Here is a 23,777-nt window from a genome sequence, read left to right on the forward strand (position 1 = left end):
TTATATCAAATACATCCTATTATATCAAATTAATTATTCTCTTACAGAAACTTCTACGTTTTTAATTTTAGCTTCATTTACTACTATAGTTTGGATTTCTCTTAACTGTTTATCAGTAAGCTTTTCACTAGGATTTCCTTTTACTATAACTGTAGCCTTATCTCCATTTAGAAGACAAACTGAATTTTCATAACCCTTAGCTTCAAGATTTAATTCTATCTTAGTTTCATAATTATAGGACATTGCTAAAGCAGCATATTGCTCAGCTGTACTATCTTTTTGCTTTTGAGATATGTTCTTATCTTCCATTATACCCTTTAAGTTCTGCAACGTTTGTGTAACTTTATTGTCACGTGCCATTTTAGCTTCTACAAAGTAACTGGAAGTATTTTTAGCATTTTTGTCATTGCTCTTTAGTGAAATTGCACTTTTTTCTCCTCCAGATTGAGTATAAAGTGGATTATTAAGTTTTGTTGCTAAAACTCCCATACATACTATTAGAGCAAGTAAAGTTACAATGATAATGCCTTGTTTTTTATTCATACAAAATTCCCCCCATTTATCTTTTTACAAAATTATATGATTTAAAATTGACATATATGCTATTTTTTCATTGGATAAACATTAACTTTATTGTCAGGTATGTCAAACAAATTAGTTACAGCTTTTCTTATTCTATATTCAGTAACTTTATTTTCAGCACCTTCCGCCACTACAAGAACTCCCGTTATCTTAGGTTTATTTGTCTTTATAATAAGCGGCTTTGTTTGATCTCCATCATTTGTTATAACTACAGTATTTCCATTATTTTTTTGTGTAGTTTTTCTAGTCCCCCCTTCATTATCAACTTCCTCTGTTAAATTTGTTGAATCATTAACATTAAATGCTGGCACTTGTTCCTCTCCACTTTCAAAATAAATCATAACCTCTACACGTCCAACCCCATCAGTTTGCTGAAGAATGTTTTTCAAATCAAATTTTAAATCTTCCTCCTCCTCACTATTTTTGTTATTTTGTATATTTTCCTCCTTGTTTTCAGGATTACTGCTCACAGATAATGCTTTTCCATTATTTCCTGTTGTTTTGAAGAAGCTTGATGCTACTAAGATTAAAACTCCTATCAAGAATATTATTATAAAGTTTGCAATTATCTTATTGCCAAATATTTTTTCCTTTGTTTCACTTTTCATTTTTTCAAAGATTTCTTTGATTTCTTTAAAATTCATGGTATACCTCCTTTTCATAATTGGTAAATTTTAATTAATTTTTCTTGTATATTAAGTTCTTTGCTTAAAAATTGTTTAACTTCATTAAGTCTTTCACTTTCATTTGCATTCTCTTTTTCAGATTTAAAACTTTCTACTGCTACCTTTTTTATTTTTTGTATTCCTTTTTCCTTACTGCCAACTTCTATACTCGTTATTTTTACTTGATTATGTTCAATATCTGATTTTACCCTTACTTCAAAGTCCATATCTTTGAATTTTTCTCTTAGCTTTTCCTCTGACAATTTTTTTAAATTAGAATTAAATGTTTCTAAAGTTGCATTTAAATTATTCTTTTTATACTCTTCCATATTGCTCTTAGATTCTCTTATTTCTATAGACTTTTCTACATTGCTACTCATGACATTTATATCAAAGTTTTTATCATATACTTTCATTATAGGATTTATAATAACTGTCATAAGTATAAGCCCCAATACAAACTTAGCATACTTTTTCAAACTATTATCTGGAAGTATTATTTCTACTGCGGTTATAAAAAGCACCACCGTACATATATTTGATATCCAAGCTTTAATTATCTCCAAAGTTAATCAACCTCCTACTGCAACCTTACCTGCTGATGCTAATATAGCTATCATTATAAAAAACATAACAGACACACATATTAAGCATGCAGATATAAGTATAAGTGAGTCTCCAGCTGAGCTTATACAGCTTACTAATCTCTTATCTCCTATAGGCTCGATAAGAGCAGCTGTAAGCTTATATACTAAGGCAGTTATTATAATTTTTAATATTGGCAGCAGCACCATACCAATAAGTATTATAAGCCCAACACTGCTTATAGAATTTTTTAATAATATTGAATAGCCTGCCACAGTAGATATAGCATCAGATAAGCACTTTCCGACTATAGGAATAAAGTTGTCCACTGCATACTTTGCCGTTTTTGCTACTACTTGATCTATGGTCTTGGATGATATTCCCCTTATTGTTATTATTCCGATAAATATTGTCATAAGTATTCCCTGCATCCATAAAGCACATTGATTTAATAGCTTAGCAAGCTTATCCACTTTAAATTCATCAGAGATATTATTTACAAATTGAAGCACAAAAGTTATTGTAATTAATGGAATAATTATATTCGCAAATAATTCAGCACTTATATTTATAGCACCGATTATTATAGGATCCATAAGCGTTGCTTCTGTTATACCTCCAACTCCCGTAAGAAGCATAATTAATATTGGTATCAAGGCAAGCATAAAATCCGACATCTTTTGTATTGTCTCTCTAGCTAGTTCGACACCCACATAAAAACTCTTTGCCATAATTATTATTATTAACGAATAACAAGCAAAATAGGCTATATGCGACAGCGTTTCATTACTAAATGCTCTTTCTAAGTTAGTTATGAGAGCACATATTATAGAAATTATAACCAAGACAGACATGAGTTTTATTGCAGCTGAAGTTTCTCTTACAGCATAAGATGCTATTCCTTTAAATACCTTGCTCACTGAAAACGTTCCTTCTCCACTTTTCATATAGGTCTTTATATATTCCTTTATATCCATATCCTTTAATATTTCTTCTTCACTCTTTATATTTGTCATGTAATCATAAAGCTGTTGAACTTCCATATTATTATCTATATCGGTTCCACTTGAAGAAGCTTGTACATTAAAAGGAATAATCCCTATGCATAGTAGTGTTATCAATAAAATAATTAGTTTTTTCATATTTTATCCCCTACATTATTTTTAGAATTGATTGTAAAACTGCCATAAGTATCGGTATTGCTAATACTAATATAAGTATCTTACCTGCAAACTCTACTTTTGATGCTATACTATTTTGTCCAGCATCCTTACATATTTCACTACAAAAGGAAGCTAAGTAAGCAATTGCGAGTATCTTAAATACCGTTCTTAAATATATAAAATCTATATTTGCTTTAAGTGCTAACGTTTGAAGCAAATTCATTACTGATGTTATTTTTCCGACCATATATAAAAATATAAGTATTCCAACACACATGCTTATTTGTACAGCCCAATCTTCCTTCTTAGCCTCCTTTACTACTAAAACAATAAAAAGAGAACAAAAGGCAAATCCAACTATTTTTATAATCTCCATGTTATCCTCCTAAAGTTGAAACATAGTCCTTACTGCATTAAAGAGCTTACTTATAAGATTTATTACCATCATAAGTATTATTACTATTCCAGCTAGATTGGTGAGTACAGCATAATCATCATAACCACTGCTTTTTAGTATCTTGTCTAATATTATTATCAATATGCTTACTGCCCCTATTTTAAATATTAAGCTTATATCTAACATTTAAACCTACCCCCTTTAAATAAACATAATTACTATAATCGCCCCTATAGAAAACCCCAAATACCTATACATTTTCAAATTTTTTCTTGTAAGAATTTCACTTTCTTCAATTTGTTTTCTTAATTCTTCTTCGGTAACACGAAAAATATTTTTTTGACTTTCTACATCCCATTCTCCCAATGATTTACTTAGATTTAGTAAAACATGAATATCTTCTTTGTTTAAGTTTAAATTTTTCTTATATAAATTTGTATTACTATAAAATGCTTCATATACTCCTTCTGATACATTTTCTTCAAGATCCTTTGATATACTTAAGAACAAGCTTTTTATCGGTTCCATAAGTCTTAGTCCAATCTTCTCTAATGCATACGGAAGTGGAGTATATGCGTATACTATTTCATTTTTTAAAATACCTATAGCTCTTTCTAATTCCTTCAGTTCCCTAGTTCTTTTTTTAAACAACTCTCCGGAAAAATACCCTAAAACGCTTGCAGAAACTATTACTAAAATACTTCCAATTATTTTAATCATAGTACCTCCTTAAAAATTTTCTTTTGCTCTAAAAAATCATATATATATTCTATAGTTCCTGGTCCCTTTTTATGACTCATAACTACAGCTCTTTTAAAAACCTTATTATCTATAATCTCTTTAAATACAGGTCTATTATATAAATCTGAAATATCATAACCATGTATACTTGTTATAACCTTTACTCCTGAATTCATAGCAGCTACTATGCTTTCTGTGTCTCTTACTGTTCCTATTTCATCGCATATTATTACCTCTGGAGCCATGCTTCTTATAGCTGTTATTATACCTTCACTTTTGGGGCAACTATCTAAAACATCAGTTCTTATCCCCAAATTTAGCTGTGGAGCACCATTATAGCAAGCTGAAAGTTCACTTCTTTCATCTATGACTGTAATCTTTTTGCCTAGTAATGAAAACTTAACCATACCATCAGATATATTTCTCGCTATATCTCGTAACAATGTAGTTTTCCCACATTTAGGTGGCGAAATTATTATTGTATTTACTATTTCATCCTTGTCCACTAAATATTTAACTATATTATCAGAACATCCTAAGATTTCTTTGCTTATTCTAATATTAAGAGAAGATATATCTTTTATAGTTTTTATTTTTTCCTTTTCAACTATACATTTCCCACATATTCCTATTCTATGACCACCCTTGACAGTTATATACCCCCTTTTTATTTCTTCATCATAAGCATAAATGGAATAATTGCTCATTCTTTTTAAAACTATATCTATTTCCTCAGATGAAACGATATAATTAAAGACTTTCTCCTTTTGCTCCATTTCTAACATTAGGGGTTTATTTACTCTTAGTCTAATTTCTTGAACTTTATTAAAATTTTCTTCCCCTATTAAAGATTTTATGCTATCTGGAAGTATTCGAAAAATTTCTTTAGTATTTATCATCTTTTTATCCTCCTCCCCTTATTAAAAAGTATTTATATTTATCTAAAAATATTCCTATGTTAATGATTTTTTATAAAGTTTATTTTGTCAAAAAATAACAAGGCTTGAGTTTATATAAACTCAAGCCTTGTTGTAATTTATCAAATATTTTGTATATTTAAAATAAAAATTTTTAGTCTTCTGTGCATCCTTCACAGTGACCATCACATTCAAATTCAAGCGGAATATCTTTGTGGCAATTAGGACAGATTATACTTTCTTTTTCATCTAGTATTCCTGAATCTATATATATAGTTTCACCACAATCTGGGCAAGCAACCTCTACGAAACCATCTATATCCTCTTCATCATAGTCATCATCTTCGTCATCAAACAATTCATCTTCTATGTATGCTAAGTTTTCATCTAAATTATCTACATACTCTTCCATATCTTTTTGAGAATCCCTTAATTCATCTAATTCGTCTGCTATTTCTTCTAATACATCTACTATTTCCCTTATGACTTTACCTTCGTTATCATTTGCATCAATTTTCAGCCCATCCATTAAACCTTTTAAATAGGAAACTCTTGACTTAATAGAATTCATTAACATTCACATCCTTTTTTTATTTATTTAATAGCGACATACATAATGTATGTCGCTTAAATAATAATTATACTCTTTCCATGTATTCTCCAGTTCTTGTATCTATTCTGATTACATCTCCTTCATTTACAAATAAAGGTACTGGAATTATAGCTCCTGTTTCTACAGTAGCTGGCTTTAATACGTTTGTAGCTGTATTTCCTTTTGCACCTGGAAATTATAATTATATATAATCTGATTATAAGAATTTAAAAATACCTAAATGCATGTATGTCATTACAAGCGAATTTTGTTTATGTACGTACGAACATAGTATACCATCATCTCCTAAATTTATGCAAGTATTATTTTATTCTAAAAAATTCCTACATATTATATAGTAGTTTATATATAAATAACTCATATAAGTTTTTAAAATTCATTTATGGTAGTATATTTAACTCCATCAATTTCATAAATTAATAATCCTACATTATAAATTGTTCTTAAGCATGATTTGTTTTTTGCATCATAATTTACTAATAATTTTTATAACAACTTCCATGTCACACTTTTTAATATTATACCTTTTCCAATTTATTTAATGAATTTTATAGTTTTAACACAATAACCCCAAATTGCCTTTTAAAGACCATGATGGTATAATTTATACCATATATAATATATTGGAATATATGCAATTAATACTAATTACTTAATAATTTTATATAGGGGAGGAATTAATTATGTCTGAAAGTCAGATTGACATTGAAAAGAATGTATTAAAAAAGAAAAAATATATGCTATGGGGATGTATAATATTAATAATTATAGCCGCACTAATGTCTTTTAACAAATATAATAATAACAAAAATTATGATATTAATTTTAAAGAAGGTGAAAAATTACTAAGCGAGAATAAATTTAAAGAAGCAAGAGAATATTACAATATCGCAAACAAATATAAAAATGATAGTGTAATTAAGGAAAGGATTGATTTATCCCATAGACTTGAGCTTTCACTCTACAAATTTAATGAAGGAACTAAATTATTAGGTGAAAAAGATTATGACAAAGCTTATGCTGCGTTTAAAGAAGTTACAAAAGAAGATACTAAAAGGTTTAATTTAGCACAAACAAAAGCCTCTGAAAGTCTTAAGCTGTATATAGATGACCAGGTTAAAAAAGCTAACCAATCTGCAAGTAAAGGTGATTTTGATAGTGCTATATTTAATATAGACCTATTATTGGATTTAGATTCTAATAATACCAATGCAAAAAAATTGAAAAAAAAGTATGAAGAAGATTTGAATAAGCAAGAAAAAGAGCAAGAAGAGCAAAGAAAGCAAAAACATATTAATGAAATAAAGAATACGATAAGAGTTTCTAGTATATATTCAAGCCCTCCAAATTCAGCGGGTGGAGTAGATTTCCATATTATTTGGACTAACAAATCAAATAAAGCTATTAAATATGCAACATTTGAGGTTGTGCCATATAATGCTGTAGGAGATGTTCAGTATTGTGAAATTAGGCATAGTTCTAATTTTAAAGGACAAGTTACAGGGCCTGTTAATCCTGGTGTTACGTATGGGCAAAATAACTTATGGGAAGCTGCATGGTATAATAATACAATTCAAAGAGTAAGTTTAGTGGGAATAGAAATAATATACATGGATGGCTCAACTACTACGATTAATGGAGATGATGTCCAATACGTATTATATTAATACAATGTGTGTACGTAACTTATTAAGAATTTAATAAATATCTATTCCAAACCAATAGGGGCATAGCCCCTATTTTTGTTTATTTATCTTCTTCTCTTGAGCTTTTAATAGAAAGTAAAGCATCTATTTTCCCCTGAAGTACATCTATTTTAGAATCTGTTTGAGCTGTATTCTTTGAAATCTGCTCTATATGTTGTATATTATTCTTCTGCTCTATGTTCCATTGAGTAGCAGTTGTATACAGAACTTTAACAGAATCTTCTGTACTGTCTATTAGCCTATCTATCTTTTGGCATAGGTTGTCTATGTTTTTACTGTTATTTTTCATATACATAAATACAAATATAAATTATACAATGGCTGCTCTTTACCATTTAATCTACCAGTAAAATGAGAAACAGTCACATAATCAAAGTTTATTCTATTATATAAAGCTTCTCTTTCAAATTTATTACCAAATACTTTCGTAGAAAAATCATCTAATAGAACATCCTCAACGTTTCTATAAAACATGCTTTTTCTTAAAATATAATGTCTTATTATATTTTCATTTACCTCTAATATTTCTGATAGTGATTTATAAGCTGAACCTACATCTTTAAGTATAAGTACCTTATTGATAAGAAACATCTCCTTTATTTAACTCAAGGACATAGTCATTAAATTCGTAATCGTTATAAATTCTCTTAAATCCAAATTTTCTACACAATTTTCCATTTGTTTCTATTTTATATAAAAATTATATAAACATCAATAAATACTCTAAAAATATTCGTTACTGATAAATTCTTATGGCGTGAGTATTAAAAAAATTTTTTATAGTATTTTCAACTACTTACATTACATAAAAAATTACTTAAATCGGTTTTTATTTTTTTGCATTTATAATAAATATAAGAACTAAATTTCACGGAAAATTTAGTTCAAAGAGTACTATTAAAATTCAGAAAAAGCGTAAGTAGACATTAAGCTTTTTATATTATAATTCATTAAAATAAAGTTTAGGGGAGAGAGAATGATATGGATAATTCTATTACTATTACTGCCATTGTCTGTGTTAGCCTTGTAAGTATAGTTGGTATATTTTCAATACTAGCATATTTGAAAGACAATGCTACTTTAAAAATAAAAAATGACTTTAAACGCTTAAATAACGAAATTTCCATTACTACTGATAGTGAACAAGAATGAAAAAATAGCATTTATTAAAAGCAAGACATATTTGTCCTAATTTAGGATTAAAAAGCACCTCATTTGTCTATAATTACAATCGAGGTGCTTGACTATGTATAATTTTAAAAGTTTAAAATCTACTAAAAATAAATCTTATGTAAAAATCCCTACATTAATATACATCTATAATACTATTTATTTTACTTATTATATTTTTAAATTAAGCTCCTAACCCATATATTTTTAGTTAATGTAATATCTCCATAAGTTGCACTAAGAATTGCAAATCCTTTCTTACTGGAATTTCCTAGGAGTGTAACTTCAGTTGCCGTACTTGATTGTATAGTTACAAGAGTTAAATCTGCAAAACTAAATGTAAATATTTTATCGATAACTGGACTTCCATCATCATAAGTAATTGTATATGTTTTAGTTTTGCTTAGATAAACTTGCCAATCTCCACTAATAGTCATTGGCTTAATTGGTATAGCTTCTAAAACTTCTAAATTTAATATTGCTTCTACATTTCCATGTTTCACAGTTATTGTAGTAGTCCCAATAGTATTCGCAGTAATAAGTCCTGTATTATCTACACTACAAATATTTGCATCAGCTACATTATATATTAATGTAGGGTTTTCAACTAAAAACTCGCCATCTTTTACTACTGTACTAATTTGATATATTTCTCCTTGTCTTATCGTTGTAGAAGTTGCATTTAACTCTATTGAGTAAAAATGCGTATTGGTTGCATCATATTCACATCTAAGGGTTAAAAGTCCCTCTTTTGTGTCATCTATTCCTATAACCTTATATGCTTTTTTACTAAATTCTAATATATCATTAAGTTTAATATAATTCTTATCACTTAAAGTTATTAATATTTGATTATCTACAAGTGTAATATATTTTTCTTGTATAACATCAAAAACTTTACTATCTACCAATCCATTTATAAGCTGGTTATTGTGCTTAATTTCTCTACATTTTCTCATAGTTGCTTTAAAAATCGTATCGTTTTTAGTTACTTCAGATATAATAATCCAATTTTTATCTTGATATTCAACTAAATCGCCAGCATTAAATGGTACAATAGTTTTTATTTTTTTATAATCAATAATTTTATCTTTATAATTAGAAAGTAAAGATTGTTCCTCTTTACCATTAATTTTTATTTTCTCACCCATTGTATTTAGGAGGTAGCTAAAGTTAGAATCATCATTAAATATATTCATTCTGCATCAGCTCCTTAATTAGTGAACATATAAATAAAATTAGAACCATTATTATTAGTAGAAATTAAATCATCATCTGGAATCTGGCGAATTTTCTTTTCTAATTGGTCAATTCTATTTTGTAAGTTTTCAGCAAAGTTACTAATTGTAATATCATCATTCTTGTAATTTTTCATTATTTGAGGATTGTTGGCTATATCTTCTAATATAGATAAGGCTGTTTTAAGAATAGATTTTTTATTAGAATTTGATTGAGGATTATAATTGCTCGTTGAGATTAGTGTATTTTCTTCTAAATATATCAAAAGTTTATTATCATCCATATCAATTCCTTCTATTGCCATCTTTAAACGCTCAATATTGGTCATAAATATCATCTCCTTTAACTAATAACTTCATCAACAATTTCTTGTATTTCTTCATATGTTAATATGTTTATTATTTTCATTGCTTCCTTCTTCCTTTCTATTTATAAGTTTAATTGCTTTACTTGAAATCATGATTTTTTGATGTGCGTAAAAAAATAGGTTTACTCAGTGAAATTTTTTATCAATAGGGGTAATCAGTTTTATTTGTCGACAAAATAGTATACAAAAAAGAAGATAACTAATTGTTACCTTCTAAAATTTCTTAATGCATCTTCATATTCATCATCAACTATATGTGTATATATCATTGTTGTACTCAAATCACTATGTCCTAAAGCCTTTTGTACTAATCGTATATTCTTTGTTGCTCTTAGTAAGTCTGTAGCATAAGTATGACGAAGTACGTGTGGACTTATCTTCTTTGTAATACCAGCTTTATCAGCATAATTTGCAACCATTTCTCTTACATCTCTATCCTTTAATTGTCCTTTATCTCTATTAGTAAAGACAAATTCGCATTTACCAAGCTTTTCAACTTGTTTTTCCTTCCATAACCTTAATTCTTCTATCATTTCATCGCTGATCCATAGTATTCTATCTTTTGAACCTTTACCTTCAACTACCTTTAATTGCCCTGTCATTAAGTTTATATGATTCCATTGTAGGTCTATCATCTCACTTAGTCTTAATCCAGTTGATAAAAATAGTTTAATCATAGTTCTATTTCTTAAACTATTAAAGTATCTCACATTAAATACATTGATTAGTTGTTGTTGTTCTTGTTCAGTTAAAAACTCAGGTATCTTTTTATTACTCATGATATAACCTACTCCTTTTATAATAATTGCAGTTTCCCACCTATAATACATATTATAGGTGGTTATTCACCGTAATTATTATTATAAACCCAACTTATACTAAAATCAAGTATAAAAGGTGGTTATTCACATATTTATTTTTGTTTCAGAAAGAAGTACAATGCATAGTATATAACAAGATATTATTAATAGTCATTCGTTCAATACATAATTATATAAACACTTACTCTATTGTCATTTAGTATTATATAGCAGTATATACAAAATAGTTGCGTAAATACATTCAATACCAAACTCACTAATATCAACACTTTCTATTGTACCGCCATCCTATATTTATTTATCACATTCTATATTAATACACCAACTACCATTCCCCTATTCTCTATACCATACCAACGAGTATACATTTACAATTTATATGTGTATCATCTATTGGTATAGGTGCATCATCAATATTAAATACTTCATTATCTAATGAAGCACACTCACTACATGTATTCTTATCCAATACGCTTAACCATCTAACCTTCTTAATTCCAATATCTCTATATCCTTGCATTAACGCTCCATTAAATACTCTACCTATTTCATTATTAATTAATCTATCACTAACGTTAACAGCACTATTAAAATCTTTATCAATAGTTTCATTAATAATCTCAATAGACTTCTTTCCTTTTAATTCCTTCTTAATATCATTCTTAATTTTATTAATAAACTTCTCTTTATTAACCTTATTCCTTTGAGTATTATTCTTACCATCTATCTTCTTATCAACTGTTTTTTTAATAGTTTTATCGCTAACCTTTACATTTGAAATGTTATCCTTATACTTACCTACTATATCTATACTTTTATAATAACTATCTTTACACGTCCTATACAATAGATAGCTTAATATTATATCCTCTTGTTTCCTTAAATCATTACCAATGTTTCCTAACTTACTTTCTAATTTCTTAATCTCTTTATTAATATCTTTGTAAGTCATATTCAATTCATTGTTTTTAATGTATTTCAAATATATCTTACCAATATAATCCTTTAATTCTTCCCTATGCTGCTTATTTAGTATTAATAATTTCTTGAACTCTTTATCATCTTTATAACTCAACATAAATAAAAATAAAGCAACCAAGTCATTGCTCAATTGCTTCTCGTTATTATTTGGTTTCTGTTTCATTACCTTCACCTTCAGTATCATTATTAGTAGTATCAGTTTCAACATCATCTAAATTAATATTATCTTCATTAATTTCTTTTAATATTTTTTCCATTTCACCATTTATATCAGCAGTATATGGGTTCTTAGCTAACATACTTTCAAAGCTTATTCCATTAATTTCTCTTAATGTTTTAAGATTTTCAATGACCTCTTTAGCATTTTGAGGAATTTCCATTTGGAACTCACAATCCATATCCCCCTCAACATAAATGTTCTTTTGTGCTAACATTTTTCTTATCCGTTCCCATCTAACATAAAACCCATCCTTCATATTTTGAGAATCAATTCCAGCTTTTAATATAGCTAATTGATACATCATCCTTATAGAAGTTTCACTTAAATTGCTAACATCTTGAGCATTTAAAGATACAGCAGGAACACATGAAGCAATCAATAAATAATTAAACAATGTATCATGTAATAGTTTCATACTTTGATAATCCGTTTTATTCTGCTTAAAATCAAAGGTGCTTCCGTCTTCTAATTGTAAAGCATAACCTACTATATCTGGATTAATAGCTCCTTTGCCATCTTTAGTAATGCTTAATTTAGTACCTGTCATTACTGGAATTCCTGTAATAAATTTATATAACGCATCCTGATATTTTGAACTTAATTTCTCCATATTATCTATTATCATTTTCCAACACTCTACATCAGACTTACCTTCAAGCATGTTGGTTTTTTTTGGTATTCTATAAGGTATTGGTAATCCACCGTAGTTTTTATATGTACTTATTAATTTAGCCTTACCGCCTCTAGTTGTATATTCTTCTACTCTATCTGGATAATAAACAGTATAATATTCAACATAATTTTGAGTTATAAAATGATAAATAAAAGCAACATAATTCCCTGTATCCGTATAAACTGGATAACTACATTCAGGTAATAATATTTTACTTTTTATATTATCCTCATCATCGAACCATAGATATTCAAACACTTGACCATATGCTTTCATATTTTCATATATCTGAGTATCAATCCTTTTTAATTTAGCTCTCTTATACACTTTTTGGTATTCTTTTAAAGTTTCTTCATCATCACCACATATTAATGTAATTGGATTCTTTAAAAGAAAACTAACGTTGTGGTCTAATAAAACTGAAGCAAAATTTAATTTTATTTTAGTAGGCTCTACCCATCTACCATCAATAAATAATTTCAGATTATCATTTTTTCTATGACCATCAAGGTATTCTTTTATTTCAACTACTTTATTAATTCTATTTACATGTTGTTGCTGACAACATTCGCTTACAAACCAGCATTCAATCTTACAATAATATTCTTTTATGTATTCTTGTAAGTCCAAATTATTCACCTCACTTTTACTTTACTCTTTCATCTGCATATCCTGTTACTTTTTCTTTTATCATTAACTTGCATAATTCCAAACAATCAATTATGTAATCTTCACATGTATCAGCTTCCATTCTTTCTTTAATAACATCAAGCCATATATAAGCTTCTTTTAAATTCACAATCCATTCCTCCTATCATAAATAACTCTTACTTTGAATCATATTCATAACAGCTAACCCTAAAGCAATAACTAAATCATCATGCATATCATTACCCCTTTGATTACCCATCTTTCCATTTTTCTCTATGTATGTATTCATTTGATTCAATGTTTCAATATCATTTACACATATCATTCCTGTTTCAAAATATTCCTTGAGGTCATTTATTAATTTTAATTTAGTGCCTTCCATAGAAGTCCAACCAGGTGAAAGTTTAACCTTTCCAGTTATCTTATCAAATCTCTTAGTTTTAAGTATCTGAATATATCCTTTTTGTTTCAATCTAGTCAATAAGTCTGCACCAGTTCCACCGTTAACATTAATCTCTATGTTCAACATCATATAATTAAAGTACATTCCAACTTCATATACTACATCTGCAAATTTGTAAATTGGTATATCATTACGATTAAAAGTTGCTACCTGTTCCCCATCAGAATCAAGTATTTGAATTGTCTGCCCATCTCTATTACCACCTATACCCATAGAAGTATCTGTGCCGCCCCAATAGATTATATTAGACTTAATAGTCTTATAAATATTAAAACCCTTACCATAATACTTACTTAATAAGTCTGGTAAAGGTTTATTTTCATTTGCTTCTTTATAACTTAAAGGTTTAATATTATTAGTATTTATATAATTAGTTCTTTCTAATATAGCTTCTTGGTCGAATACATTATCTGTGCTATTTCCTGCAAAAGCTTCTTGAGGAATACTTGGATGTTCGTTGTAGAATTTATTTAATTTCATATCTAACAGTTTCCATCTTCTCCACATCAATTGTTTAAGTGTTGCTCCTTTCTTATAAAGTTCTAGTTCATATGGGTCAAGGTCTTTTTCTTGAAGCCTTGTACCATGATTATCACTTTTATACCACTGTTCAGCCATATTATATTCAACTTTATAAAGTTCTTTATTCTCATACCATGGAAAGAAAGCAAGTATATATTTTGAATCACCTTTTAATGCTCCCATACAAATTTTATAAAAATAATCTACTGTACCTTGTTTTGCAGTAGATTCTATAATTAATCGTGATTTATCATTTTTACTTAATAGAGGTTCTAGTGAAGTCAAAGCATCTTCTTGTACATCAGGTTTCCAAATTCCGAATTCTGTAAGCATGATAATTTGTGCTGTATCCCCTCTAAGAAGGTCGTTATTTCCTGCTACTGAAAATACACATCTTGAACCATTACTTAATTTAAATTCATTATCGTTATTACGTTCAACATCTAATTTGTATTTTTTAGGAATAGATTTATATTGCCTTTTAAATTTATTAACAACACCTCTAACACTTCTATCATCATAACTAGCTATGAGACAAGTTATATCATCAATCATAAGCATATTTCTTATAATATAATTAATACAATATTCTGAAATCCCAAGTTGCCTTGCTTTAAGACAACAAACAAATTTATTATCTTTTAAAGTATCATTCATTATTTCTTGTTCTTTGTTTAAAACAAATGGAACTTTTTCATTATTTACATTTAAAATTTTAGTCAGATTTTTAGCGAATAATCTACCATCATTCATTACTATCTTTAATTGTTCAGCTTCTGTCAAAATTATTCACCTCCTATGTTAAATCAAATTTTGCACCTTCATTTTCGCTAGGTTTATTACTAGTTTTCTGAACCTTATTCAATGATTCAATTTCTTTCTTAATAGTTTTTAAAGCATCTAAAGCTTTTTCATCCCCACTCATTGCTTTTTCTAAATAGGTTTCATATAACTTATAAAAATCTCGATTCATTTTAAAGTTATAATATTCTTGCATTAACCCTTGATACTGATCTGTACTTTCCCACATTTGTAATGATTTATAACTCTTTTTACCCTCTGTTGTTTTCCCATTTCTCTTTTTTCTTAAATATTTATTTATAAATTCTTCTTCAGAAATTGCTGAAAAATCTGTTTCCGAATTACTTAGTTTATTTTTCCAGAGAAAATAGTAATAATATTTTTTTTGAAATGGTTTTGAAAATTTATGTGATAATTCTGTAAAGAAATTTTTCTTTGTATTAACTTCTTTAGTTTCCTTTTTTGCCATAATAATTTTCACTCCTTAATTGTATTTTTGAATTTAATCTATATTTAAAAATTCAATAGCATCTTAAATTCTTGAATATACATTAAAAAATAGGATAGAGAAATTAATCCCTATCCTAAATGTTTATTATTCTGATTTCTTAGGTTTTACAGTTTTTTCTTCTGCAATTATACTGATACTATCAACATATTTTTTTAAAAGTTTTATCTCATTTTCATTTGTAGTAGAATATACTCCATTTCTAAATTGTATTCCTTCTACAAACAACCATAAATTTTCTGTTTTAAATTTCATATGTATCACCTATAGTAAAACTATCTTTGCTGCTGCTTTACTATTAGCAAGTTTTAAGCACCCTTCCCATTTTACCATTTTAGCTATAGAATCTCCTGTAACTGCTAAATCAATGGCTTGAGCAGGCTGTAATTCCTTAAGTTCTAAGTAGTCTGGATTTACTACAATTATACTCTTAGCGTTTGCCAATGAAGGTTCTAAAACAAATGTAACATCACCGTAGTCTGTATGGTAACGATCACAAACAAATCCTAAAAACTCATCTTTAGCCATAAATGATACATTATAGAACTTGTTTATTACTTGTTTTTGAACATCTGAGCAAAAACAAATCATATTATCATTAGTAGAACTATCATACATAATCTTCAGCATCGCTTCAAATTCATCTACCGCAACATTAGCAGCCTTTGCAGTAATAACATTTGAATCATTAACCAAGTTCAATAAACCATTCGTCTTCTGACCTTCTGTTTCAGTTTTAGCTGCCTTAGTTCCTGTCATTAATATATCATTCATTTTATACTTCAATAGTGTTAATTTCTTACTAACTTCTCTAGCCATTAAATCATCTACACCAACAATTGTTGAGGCTTGTGCAGTGTTTGATACTTTTGCTGTACCTGCAAATAATTCTGTAAAGTTAGTTAAAAGTGCAGTTGAATCTTCTGTTTCTGCTGGTGCATTTGCTCCTTCTTGTATTGTCTTAATAGCATTAGTGTTTAATGTTTCTTCATACCAGTTTATTATGTTTGATTCAGCCTTAGTCACCTTTCCATTCTGTAAAAGATAACTTAATAGTGGTGTTCTCTTAGGATTTAGTATTGCTATCTCCTTAGATAAGTCTAGTGACTGATTTTGTGCATTATTGTTCATTGTATACATATACGTATACCTCCTTTTCTCAATTTATTTTTTATTTTTTAATATATAAAAAGACTACTAACATTAAGTTAATAGTCATACTATTGCTTATTCATCTTTTGCTTTATCATACTAAATATATCCCCTTTTTTCTCTGCCTGTTGGTATGCATCGGCTTTAACCTCATCAGTTGGTTTATATCCATCGCTGAATTTACTCTTATTAAGTGTCTTAGATAATTCAACTATTTTAATTACTTTTTCTATGTCCTCGACATCCTTAACAAGTCCAGTTTCTATAACTGCTTTTTGTAAATCTTTGTCTGATATTTTTTCTAATATAGTACTTTTAATTGTTTGTTCTTTTAATGCTTCATCTTTTTTTCTATTTTCTTCTTCTAGAACTTTATATCTTTGTTCTAATTCAGAATATTTATTATCCTCTTTAGACTCCTCATTTTTATCTTCAGCTCCTTCTTGCTTAGTTTCATCAACTTTAACCTCTTCCTTTGTTTGACTTTCATCATCTTGAACAGTTTCTTGTTTTTGTTCCTCCTGTTCTTGTTTTATTTCTTCCTTAGTTTCAGATTCTTGATTTTCTAAATTTTTATTATCTTCCATTCTATTTATCTCCTTTCTATCCTATTAATCCTAATCTACTTCCAACTTGTTGCTTTAACATTCTTTCGAAGTTATTCATATTATTTTCCACATCAAAAGGGGTATTGTTATAATTAGTAATTTCATTCTTTACTAAAGGTTGGTCTAAATTTATTTGGGTCTTTGGTACTAACTTTGAAAAATCAGGCAATGTAATATTTGGTAATTGTATATTTGCCATTATATTACTCAAATTAAAATTGCGTAAATAATCACTTATATAATTTGATGGGTCTTTACCAAAATCCATTAGAGTTTCAGTTATATTTGTCGGTATTATTCCATCTCCTTGATTTAACACTCTTAATTCTGCTCCTTCTTCACCAACCATACTTATACCTCCACGAGCATTAGTTGTCCCACTGGCATAACCAATGAAATTAGAACTGTTAGGGTCAAATACACTTCCTGCCTGTACACTTCTTTCTTGTCCATTATAAGTGTAAGTTACAAATTTAGTTCCATAATCATTTTCAGAAACAGTCCCTATTGTTCCATCTTCATTACGCTTAACTTTGCTAGAAGAATTCGACGATGTATTATTTGGACTATATGACTCATTATTTAACTCATATAATTTACTTCTTATATCTTCTGCAATAGAAGAGAAATTTTTAAACTCACTTAATTGCTTCTTTGTTTGTTCGGCAATTGTTGTCTTATAATCGTCCCCAAATAAATCAAACTTATTTTTATATTCAGGCAACCACTCTTCTAGTAAATTATTAATTTCAGTTGTGTCTCCACGTTTCATTATCCTGATTGCTTCTTTATTTAACTTACTATCTTCAGATTCATCTTGTTTTTGTTTTATTTGGCTTTGTAAATCAGCTATTTGGAGTTCTTTATTAACTTTTTTTATTTCGCTTCTTAATTCTGATTGTTTGTTTTTACTGAATTGACTATCGTCTTTTTCCCATTCCTTCAATTCTTTCTGTAAAGCACTCAATCTATTTTGTTTATCTGGTGTATCATTTTGCAATATATTGATTTTTTCTTGCAATGCTTGAATTTCATCGTTATATTGTGCTTTTAATGCCGATACTATATTACTTTGTAAAGACTCTATTGAAGATTGCATATTAGATAAGAATGATTCCATATTACTTGTTATTTGTTCTGTACTTTGTTCAATTTCTCTTAAAGACTCTTTTAATTGATCAAGTTGATTTATCCACACTTGTTTTGTAGAATCATATTTTTCTTTAGCCAACATTTCTTCAACTATTTTCATTTGTTCTAAAGTCTTTTTTTTCATCTGTTCTTGTTGTTCTAACAATGATCTATTGAGTTCATATTTCCGCTTTGGTGCATCAACAGATTTTTCATCCAAGTTGTCAAGCTGCCATTGAATTTCTTCTATACTTTTCTTATACTCATTTACTTTAGAAGAATATTGAGCATCATATGCTTCTGTAAAAGCATCATGTAAATCTTTGATAGTAGTTAATTCTTCGTTTTTAATTTCAGCTAACTGATTCTTTAAATCTGCTACTGTTTTCTCAGTATAATTTCCAGATTTTATAGCATTCCCTAAAGCTTGTTCTTTTTTTGCTATAAGTGCATAACGCTCATTTATTGCTTTCCATTGCTCAGTAAGATATTGTGTTTTCTGTTGAGTGCCTTCATTATATAAATCAGCATTGGTTTTTGAAGCACTTATTTTTAAATCTGTTTGGGAAATTTGTTTATCATAATCTTTCATTTGAGAGTTCAATTCTGCTATCTTTAATTCTTCTAACTTTTGAGTATTATCAATTTTCTCTTTTTCATATTCTTCAATTTTACTTTTAAGGCTATCAATTTGTGTCTCTACACTATTTTCTGACGAAATACTAGAACTACTGCTTGATGAACCTTTGTAAGTTCCTCCGGTCATTTTATTGTAATATTCTGTAACTGTAGGAATCCAATTTTTGTTTAAGTTATTTGGATCATTAGATGCACCTATTGGGGCATATTTGCTACCTATAGCTTCAATTGACGTTAACCCTTGACTTATATATGTATCTTTTAAATTCTTTATCTGATATTTTATACCTTCCTCTAAAGAACTGAATTGCTTAACTGTTTTCCAGTTATTATTCCAATCCATAATACCACCGGGGTTGTTTTGAACTCTTGCCGCATAAGAAGTTCCATGTCCTGTTTCGGAGATACTTATAGCAGCTGCTAGGGCTGGATCTACATTATATTGCTGAGAATACTTTAAATAATCAGCACCATGTCCTTTAAGTACTCCACCAAGCATACTATCTAACTGAGAAGCAGTAACATTCTTACCACCACCTACTTTAACTGATGTTGAGCTACTTGATGTAGATGTTGTACTTGTTTTAGGCATTTTACTTAAAACACTCATTTGGTTTTTGGCTATAGTCATACCATCATTTAAAGTTTTATTCTTTTGTTCTAGCAGTTTTATTTCTTTAGATAAAGCATCTCTATATGTTTGACTGGTATCATCCATATTAGACATATCAGTTTCTAATTTATATATAGTATTATCTAAGGATTTTAGGGCGTTTTCGTAATCACGTATCATATTTTTAGAATTATTAATTGCAATAGTATTTCTATCTGTCGCTTTAGTAGCTTTTTCATTTGCAGGAATATAATCATTGTTTAATAAATCAGTTGTTTTGCCTATTTCCTTTGTTTCAGAAGCATAAATTTTGTCTATTTCATCTATATATTTCTGAAGGTTATATAAATTTGTAGAATCCCTAACTCCCATTGCAACTCCGCCACGTTGCATATTATCAAATAGTATTTTTTCATCTTTGGTTAAACTACTAGGGTCTTTATTCCATTTAGTACTTAACTCATCATAAGTTGTACCATTAGAACTTTTTAAATCACCTAATGCCTTCATTTCTTCTTTGTAGAACTCTATCCTCTTCTTTACTTCAGCATAAGTAGTTCTTGTCTTACCTATTTCTATAACTGCGTTATTCTTTGCATGTTCTAGTTTTACAGCAGTTAAAGTTTCAACAGTTGCTCCCTCTGTATTTAACATCTTTATTTCTTTATCTAACAAATCTGTATTCTTAATTGTCACATTTCCTTCTTTGTCTTTACTTACTACAAGTCCACCTATTTTAGATGTTAGAATTTCAGATAACTGAGAAAGTCTTTCCTTTTGAATAGCATTTTTATTTTCTATAGCATCTAATCCTTGATACTCTTGGATAAGTTTTATAATTTCATTTCTATTATCTATTTCAGCTTGAGATTGTTCCCTAATAGTATTTGCTATTTTATTATTCTCAAGTAAAGTTTGTGCTTGATTTAACTGTTGAACCTCGCCTGTTGCTTTGTTAATCGTATATCCTGCTTCTTCCCAAGCGTTTGCCTGTTCCTCTATCTTCTTATTGGTATCAGATAATTGTTTTGATATGATATTTTGTGCTGTAGTTTTTTCCATGTCGTCCATATCTGATTTACTAATATCTTTAGATCTATCTTCTAACTCTTTTCTTTGTTTAAGCAACTCCTTGTATTGATCTTGTTTTTTCTTTAAATCGGAAGTAGAACCTTCCATTCCATTTACATTATTTTCTTTCATGGCTTCTGTAAGTGACTTATAAGATGTTTTTAATTGATCTATTTGATCTTTTAGCTGAGTTTGATGTTTAATATGTTCTATTATTTTATAGGTAGCTATTCCTACTACTGTTGCAAAGCCTAGTATGATTGGATCAATCATCAATGCTCCAAAAGCTGCAATACCTTCTGTTTTTAGTAAACTTAAAAAAGTAATAACTTCTCCGATTGCAAATTTAAATCCTGACATATGTTTAGTAGCAATTAACAGACTTCCGCCTAATGCCAAAATGGATACCCCTAATAACTTATTATCTACAATTAAATAATCTATGCCTTTTATAATGTTAGTTATCACATCTATTCCACTTTTAATTGTATTCGAATCTATTAAATGCATCCAAAAACCTGTTGCAGTATTTTTAAGATTTGCCATTTTTGCATCTATACTATCCAAATGCTTTTCATATGCTTCGTTTAAACTATTACTATCATGCTTAACTTTGTTCTCTAACTCTAATACCCTAGTAGATTCATTCATGGCGATTTGGAATTGTTCTGATTGATTTTTTCCAGCCATTAAATTGATGATATTACTTTTGGTTATATCATCAAATTCTGACCAAGACTTCTGTAAATCCTTTAAAACTAATTCTCCGTTTCTCCACTCTTTTTCATTTTTTCTTAAAGCTATACCTTGTGTATTTAGTGCATCTTCTAGTTTGGAAAGACCCTCGATGTCTTCACCTTCTTGCAACTTTTGCATATTTAAAAAAATTGATTTCCACGCCCTGCCAATCGCTTCTCCACCTTGTTTGGATCTTTCTAGATTTGTGGTTAGAGTACCCAATAGAAAATCCATAGATACTCCCATTTCTTTAGCAGTCTGTGCTGTGTAACTCATTGCACTGTTTATTTTGGCACTAGATGTAGCACTTTGATTATCTAATAAAGCTATTTTAGATGCAGTTTTTTGTAATTCATCAGAATTTAAATTATAGGCATTTTTTAATATAATTAATGAATCTGCAACTTCTTTATTGCTTTGACCAGAAATACGTGCTAATTTTATATTTGTTTCTACATCTTTATTGGCTTCTTCTATGCTATCACCAGCACGCAAAAATTCCTCTTGAGCATCAACTGTTTCTGACATAACAACTTTAAGGTTTTTACTCATTTCAAGCCAACTTTTATTCATTCTTTCAATATTTTCAACGCTCTCTCCAGTAATCATAGCGATATTAACATTGCTCTTATTAAGATTACTTATTTCCTGCAGTCCACTTTTTAGCTCTCTAACTGCCCCATAAACGATTGATACTCCTAGTGCGAACTGACTTACTCTTTTAATAGCATATCCCATATTGTCAGTAAAACTTTTAGTTTGTTGATTAATACCTTCAAAGCTTTTTCTAGTATCATTTAATTGACTATTCACATTATCCATCTTAATTTTAATTACATTTTTATTTGCTAAGTCTTGCATATTTTTTAAATGTTTTTCGAATTCTTGTCTGCAAAGTTTAATACTGTTTATATCTAGTTGAGTTTTAATTCCAAACATTTTCATCAACTCCTTTACTATATTTCCATTTTTATTTTTTACTAATAATAACTTTTAAATAAAATCAATAATTATTATCACTAAAAAATAAAAAGTAAAGTGATAGTTATATTTTTTAACTATCACTTTACTTTTTCGCATATATTTTCACCATATTTTTTATTTATTTCTTCTACAGTTTCTTCGATAAAATTTGATGAAGGTCTTTGATGATAATAGTCAACTCCACCAGTCCAATCCTTATGTTTATACCCATCATTAATCCATTCGGGTACATAGTTACTTACATCATCAAATTGATTATTTATGTACTCCTGACTTTCCCAACTTATAATAGTTTCTTTATTATTTTTAGAAGTTGTAATATTATCTCTGAGTTGATAAGCCCTATTATACTCGAGTGGGCTATAAGAATTATATACATTTTCCTGTACTTTTTTCTTTAAAGTAGTCTTTATATCTTCAGCAACATCTTTAAGCTCTTTTTGTGCTTCTAATATAAGAAACTTTTCAAATTCATCTGCTTCATTACGCATTTTCTTCAACTTCCAAGTCAGTAATTTGTTTTAATATTTCTTTTCTCTTAGCTTTATCATTTTTAGAATCTGATAATTGTGTGTATAGCTCTTCCAATAATTCTTCCTTAGTTTTAACTGATATAGCTTCTTCTAATTCTATATTCAATTCTTTTAAAGAACTTGAAACTTCTGCTTCTAAATTATTTAGTTTAGAAGCACTTGTATATAGTTCTTTAAAGTGTTGTAATAATAAAGCAATATAATCTGTAAATTGTGGACTTGGACATCTACACATCTTTTCAAATTCTTCAAAATTTATATCTACATTAACATTAGAAATTATAGGTATTATCCCATACAAAAATTCTATATCATTATTGCTTATCTTCCTCTCTGTTAAAGATTTTACAGCATCTTCATTGACTCCAAAAAACTCAAGTTCTTTATTTTCCAAGTTCTTTTTAACCTTGTTGAACATTCCATTAACAAAATTAAACTTTGATATTGCCTTAAAATCAGATAAATTAATTCTCTCCATTTAAATTTCCCTCACTTCATATTTACATTTTTGTTATAAAATAGA

Annotated in this window: 27 protein-coding genes and 1 pseudogene; 2 read left to right on the top strand and 26 right to left on the bottom strand. The window is 28.3% G+C overall.

Translation table 11 applies throughout. From position 1 onward, the window contains the following. Window positions 1–33: 33 nt before the first annotated feature. The 10 genes and pseudogenes from JOC70_RS03320 to JOC70_RS03365 all read right to left on the bottom strand — a co-directional run. The gene (locus JOC70_RS03320; RefSeq protein ID WP_035306996.1) at window positions 34–543 is read right to left on the bottom strand and encodes a SpoIIIAH-like family protein; all 510 of its coding nucleotides are present in this window, start codon (window positions 541–543) and stop codon (window positions 34–36) included. A 59-nt stretch (window positions 544–602) separates the two neighbouring features. Then, the gene (gene spoIIIAG / locus JOC70_RS03325) at window positions 603–1,226 is read right to left on the bottom strand and encodes a stage III sporulation protein AG (protein WP_204597464.1); all 624 of its coding nucleotides are present in this window, start codon (window positions 1,224–1,226) and stop codon (window positions 603–605) included. Between the two features lie 14 nt (window positions 1,227–1,240). Beyond that, window positions 1,241–1,813: a stage III sporulation protein AF gene (gene spoIIIAF / locus JOC70_RS03330; RefSeq protein WP_204597465.1), complete on the bottom strand. Its 573-nt coding sequence runs from the start codon at window positions 1,811–1,813 to the stop codon at window positions 1,241–1,243. Between the two features lie 6 nt (window positions 1,814–1,819). Beyond that, window positions 1,820–2,974 (bottom strand): stage III sporulation protein AE, encoded by a 1,155-nt coding sequence (spoIIIAE, locus tag JOC70_RS03335; protein ID WP_204597466.1) that lies wholly within the window; start codon window positions 2,972–2,974, stop codon window positions 1,820–1,822. A gap of 10 nt (window positions 2,975–2,984) precedes the next feature. Next, entirely contained in the window at window positions 2,985–3,371 is a 387-nt protein-coding gene (spoIIIAD, locus tag JOC70_RS03340) for a stage III sporulation protein AD (RefSeq protein ID WP_035307005.1), read from the bottom strand. Window positions 3,372–3,380: 9 nt separating this feature from the next. Continuing rightward, entirely contained in the window at window positions 3,381–3,578 is a 198-nt protein-coding gene (gene spoIIIAC, locus JOC70_RS03345) for a stage III sporulation protein AC (RefSeq protein WP_035307006.1), read from the bottom strand. A 15-nt stretch (window positions 3,579–3,593) separates the two neighbouring features. Beyond that, window positions 3,594–4,112 (bottom strand): stage III sporulation protein SpoIIIAB, encoded by a 519-nt coding sequence (gene spoIIIAB, locus JOC70_RS03350; protein WP_204597467.1) that lies wholly within the window; start codon window positions 4,110–4,112, stop codon window positions 3,594–3,596. Continuing rightward, a complete protein-coding gene (gene spoIIIAA, locus JOC70_RS03355) occupies window positions 4,109–5,029 on the bottom strand; it encodes a stage III sporulation protein AA (RefSeq protein ID WP_204597823.1) in 921 nt (306 codons plus the stop codon). The genes spoIIIAB and spoIIIAA overlap by 4 nt, the downstream gene beginning before the upstream one ends. Window positions 5,030–5,204: 175 nt before the next feature. Next, a complete protein-coding gene (locus tag JOC70_RS03360) occupies window positions 5,205–5,621 on the bottom strand; it encodes a CD1247 N-terminal domain-containing protein (protein ID WP_204597468.1) in 417 nt (138 codons plus the stop codon). Window positions 5,622–5,688: 67 nt separating this feature from the next. Then, window positions 5,689–5,835 (bottom strand): annotated as a pseudogene (locus JOC70_RS03365) (elongation factor P); the annotation flags it as partial. A 511-nt stretch (window positions 5,836–6,346) separates the two neighbouring features. Here JOC70_RS03365 and JOC70_RS03370 point away from each other — a divergent pair. Beyond that, window positions 6,347–7,330, top strand: coding sequence for a tetratricopeptide repeat protein (locus JOC70_RS03370; RefSeq protein ID WP_204597469.1), 984 nt, complete (start codon window positions 6,347–6,349; stop codon window positions 7,328–7,330). 79 nt (window positions 7,331–7,409) lie between these two features. On the opposite strand, the gene JOC70_RS03375 is transcribed toward JOC70_RS03370, so the two are convergent. After that, entirely contained in the window at window positions 7,410–7,658 is a 249-nt protein-coding gene (locus JOC70_RS03375; RefSeq protein WP_204597470.1) for a hypothetical protein, read from the bottom strand. Beyond that, window positions 7,655–7,960 carry a hypothetical protein gene (locus JOC70_RS03380; protein WP_204597471.1) on the bottom strand — a complete coding sequence of 102 codons (306 nt, stop codon included), beginning with the start codon at window positions 7,958–7,960 and terminating at the stop codon, window positions 7,655–7,657. Before JOC70_RS03380 ends, JOC70_RS03375 begins: the two co-directional genes overlap by 4 nt. Window positions 7,961–8,350: 390 nt before the next feature. Between JOC70_RS03380 and JOC70_RS03385 the strand changes: the two genes are divergently transcribed. Further along, window positions 8,351–8,521: a hypothetical protein gene (locus JOC70_RS03385; protein ID WP_204597472.1), complete on the top strand. Its 171-nt coding sequence runs from the start codon at window positions 8,351–8,353 to the stop codon at window positions 8,519–8,521. A 197-nt stretch (window positions 8,522–8,718) separates the two neighbouring features. Here the strand turns inward: JOC70_RS03385 and JOC70_RS03390 are convergent, their stop codons facing one another. From JOC70_RS03390 to JOC70_RS03455, 14 genes are all read right to left on the bottom strand, one after another. Next, window positions 8,719–9,738, bottom strand: a complete 1,020-nt coding sequence (locus tag JOC70_RS03390) for an Ig-like domain-containing protein (RefSeq protein ID WP_204597473.1) — start codon at window positions 9,736–9,738, stop codon at window positions 8,719–8,721. A 14-nt stretch (window positions 9,739–9,752) separates the two neighbouring features. Beyond that, a complete protein-coding gene (locus tag JOC70_RS03395) occupies window positions 9,753–10,106 on the bottom strand; it encodes a hypothetical protein (protein ID WP_204597474.1) in 354 nt (117 codons plus the stop codon). Between the two features lie 245 nt (window positions 10,107–10,351). Then, complete coding sequence (locus JOC70_RS03400) at window positions 10,352–10,924, bottom strand: tyrosine-type recombinase/integrase (RefSeq protein WP_204597475.1); 573 nt, start codon at window positions 10,922–10,924, stop codon at window positions 10,352–10,354. Between the two features lie 385 nt (window positions 10,925–11,309). Then, complete coding sequence (locus JOC70_RS03405) at window positions 11,310–12,110, bottom strand: minor capsid protein (protein WP_204597476.1); 801 nt, start codon at window positions 12,108–12,110, stop codon at window positions 11,310–11,312. Then, window positions 12,091–13,470, bottom strand: coding sequence for a phage portal protein (locus JOC70_RS03410; protein WP_204597477.1), 1,380 nt, complete (start codon window positions 13,468–13,470; stop codon window positions 12,091–12,093). Before JOC70_RS03410 ends, JOC70_RS03405 begins: the two co-directional genes overlap by 20 nt. 16 nt (window positions 13,471–13,486) lie before the next feature. Next, window positions 13,487–13,639, bottom strand: coding sequence for a hypothetical protein (locus JOC70_RS03415; RefSeq protein WP_204597478.1), 153 nt, complete (start codon window positions 13,637–13,639; stop codon window positions 13,487–13,489). 15 nt (window positions 13,640–13,654) lie between these two features. Continuing rightward, entirely contained in the window at window positions 13,655–15,259 is a 1,605-nt protein-coding gene (locus JOC70_RS03420) for a terminase large subunit (protein WP_204597479.1), read from the bottom strand. Between the two features lie 13 nt (window positions 15,260–15,272). Further along, window positions 15,273–15,746, bottom strand: coding sequence for a hypothetical protein (locus JOC70_RS03425; RefSeq protein WP_204597480.1), 474 nt, complete (start codon window positions 15,744–15,746; stop codon window positions 15,273–15,275). A gap of 126 nt (window positions 15,747–15,872) precedes the next feature. Then, on the bottom strand, window positions 15,873–16,040 hold the full coding sequence (locus JOC70_RS03430) for a hypothetical protein (RefSeq protein ID WP_204597481.1): 168 nt from the start codon (window positions 16,038–16,040) through the stop codon (window positions 15,873–15,875). Window positions 16,041–16,049: 9 nt separating this feature from the next. Next, window positions 16,050–16,925 (bottom strand): SU10 major capsid protein, encoded by an 876-nt coding sequence (locus JOC70_RS03435; protein WP_204597482.1) that lies wholly within the window; start codon window positions 16,923–16,925, stop codon window positions 16,050–16,052. Window positions 16,926–17,005: 80 nt separating this feature from the next. After that, window positions 17,006–17,524: a hypothetical protein gene (locus JOC70_RS03440; RefSeq protein WP_204597483.1), complete on the bottom strand. Its 519-nt coding sequence runs from the start codon at window positions 17,522–17,524 to the stop codon at window positions 17,006–17,008. A gap of 16 nt (window positions 17,525–17,540) precedes the next feature. After that, window positions 17,541–22,682: a phage tail tape measure protein gene (locus JOC70_RS03445; RefSeq protein WP_204597484.1), complete on the bottom strand. Its 5,142-nt coding sequence runs from the start codon at window positions 22,680–22,682 to the stop codon at window positions 17,541–17,543. Window positions 22,683–22,798: 116 nt separating this feature from the next. Beyond that, window positions 22,799–23,212 carry a hypothetical protein gene (locus JOC70_RS03450; protein ID WP_204597485.1) on the bottom strand — a complete coding sequence of 138 codons (414 nt, stop codon included), beginning with the start codon at window positions 23,210–23,212 and terminating at the stop codon, window positions 22,799–22,801. Beyond that, a complete protein-coding gene (locus JOC70_RS03455; protein ID WP_204597486.1) occupies window positions 23,205–23,732 on the bottom strand; it encodes a hypothetical protein in 528 nt (175 codons plus the stop codon). The genes JOC70_RS03450 and JOC70_RS03455 overlap by 8 nt, the downstream gene beginning before the upstream one ends. Between the last annotated feature and the right edge of the window lie 45 nt (window positions 23,733–23,777).

The sequence above is a fragment of the Clostridium pascui genome (genome assembly GCF_016908015.1).
In the GTDB taxonomy this organism is placed as follows: domain Bacteria; phylum Bacillota; class Clostridia; order Clostridiales; family Clostridiaceae; genus Clostridium_AK; species Clostridium_AK pascui.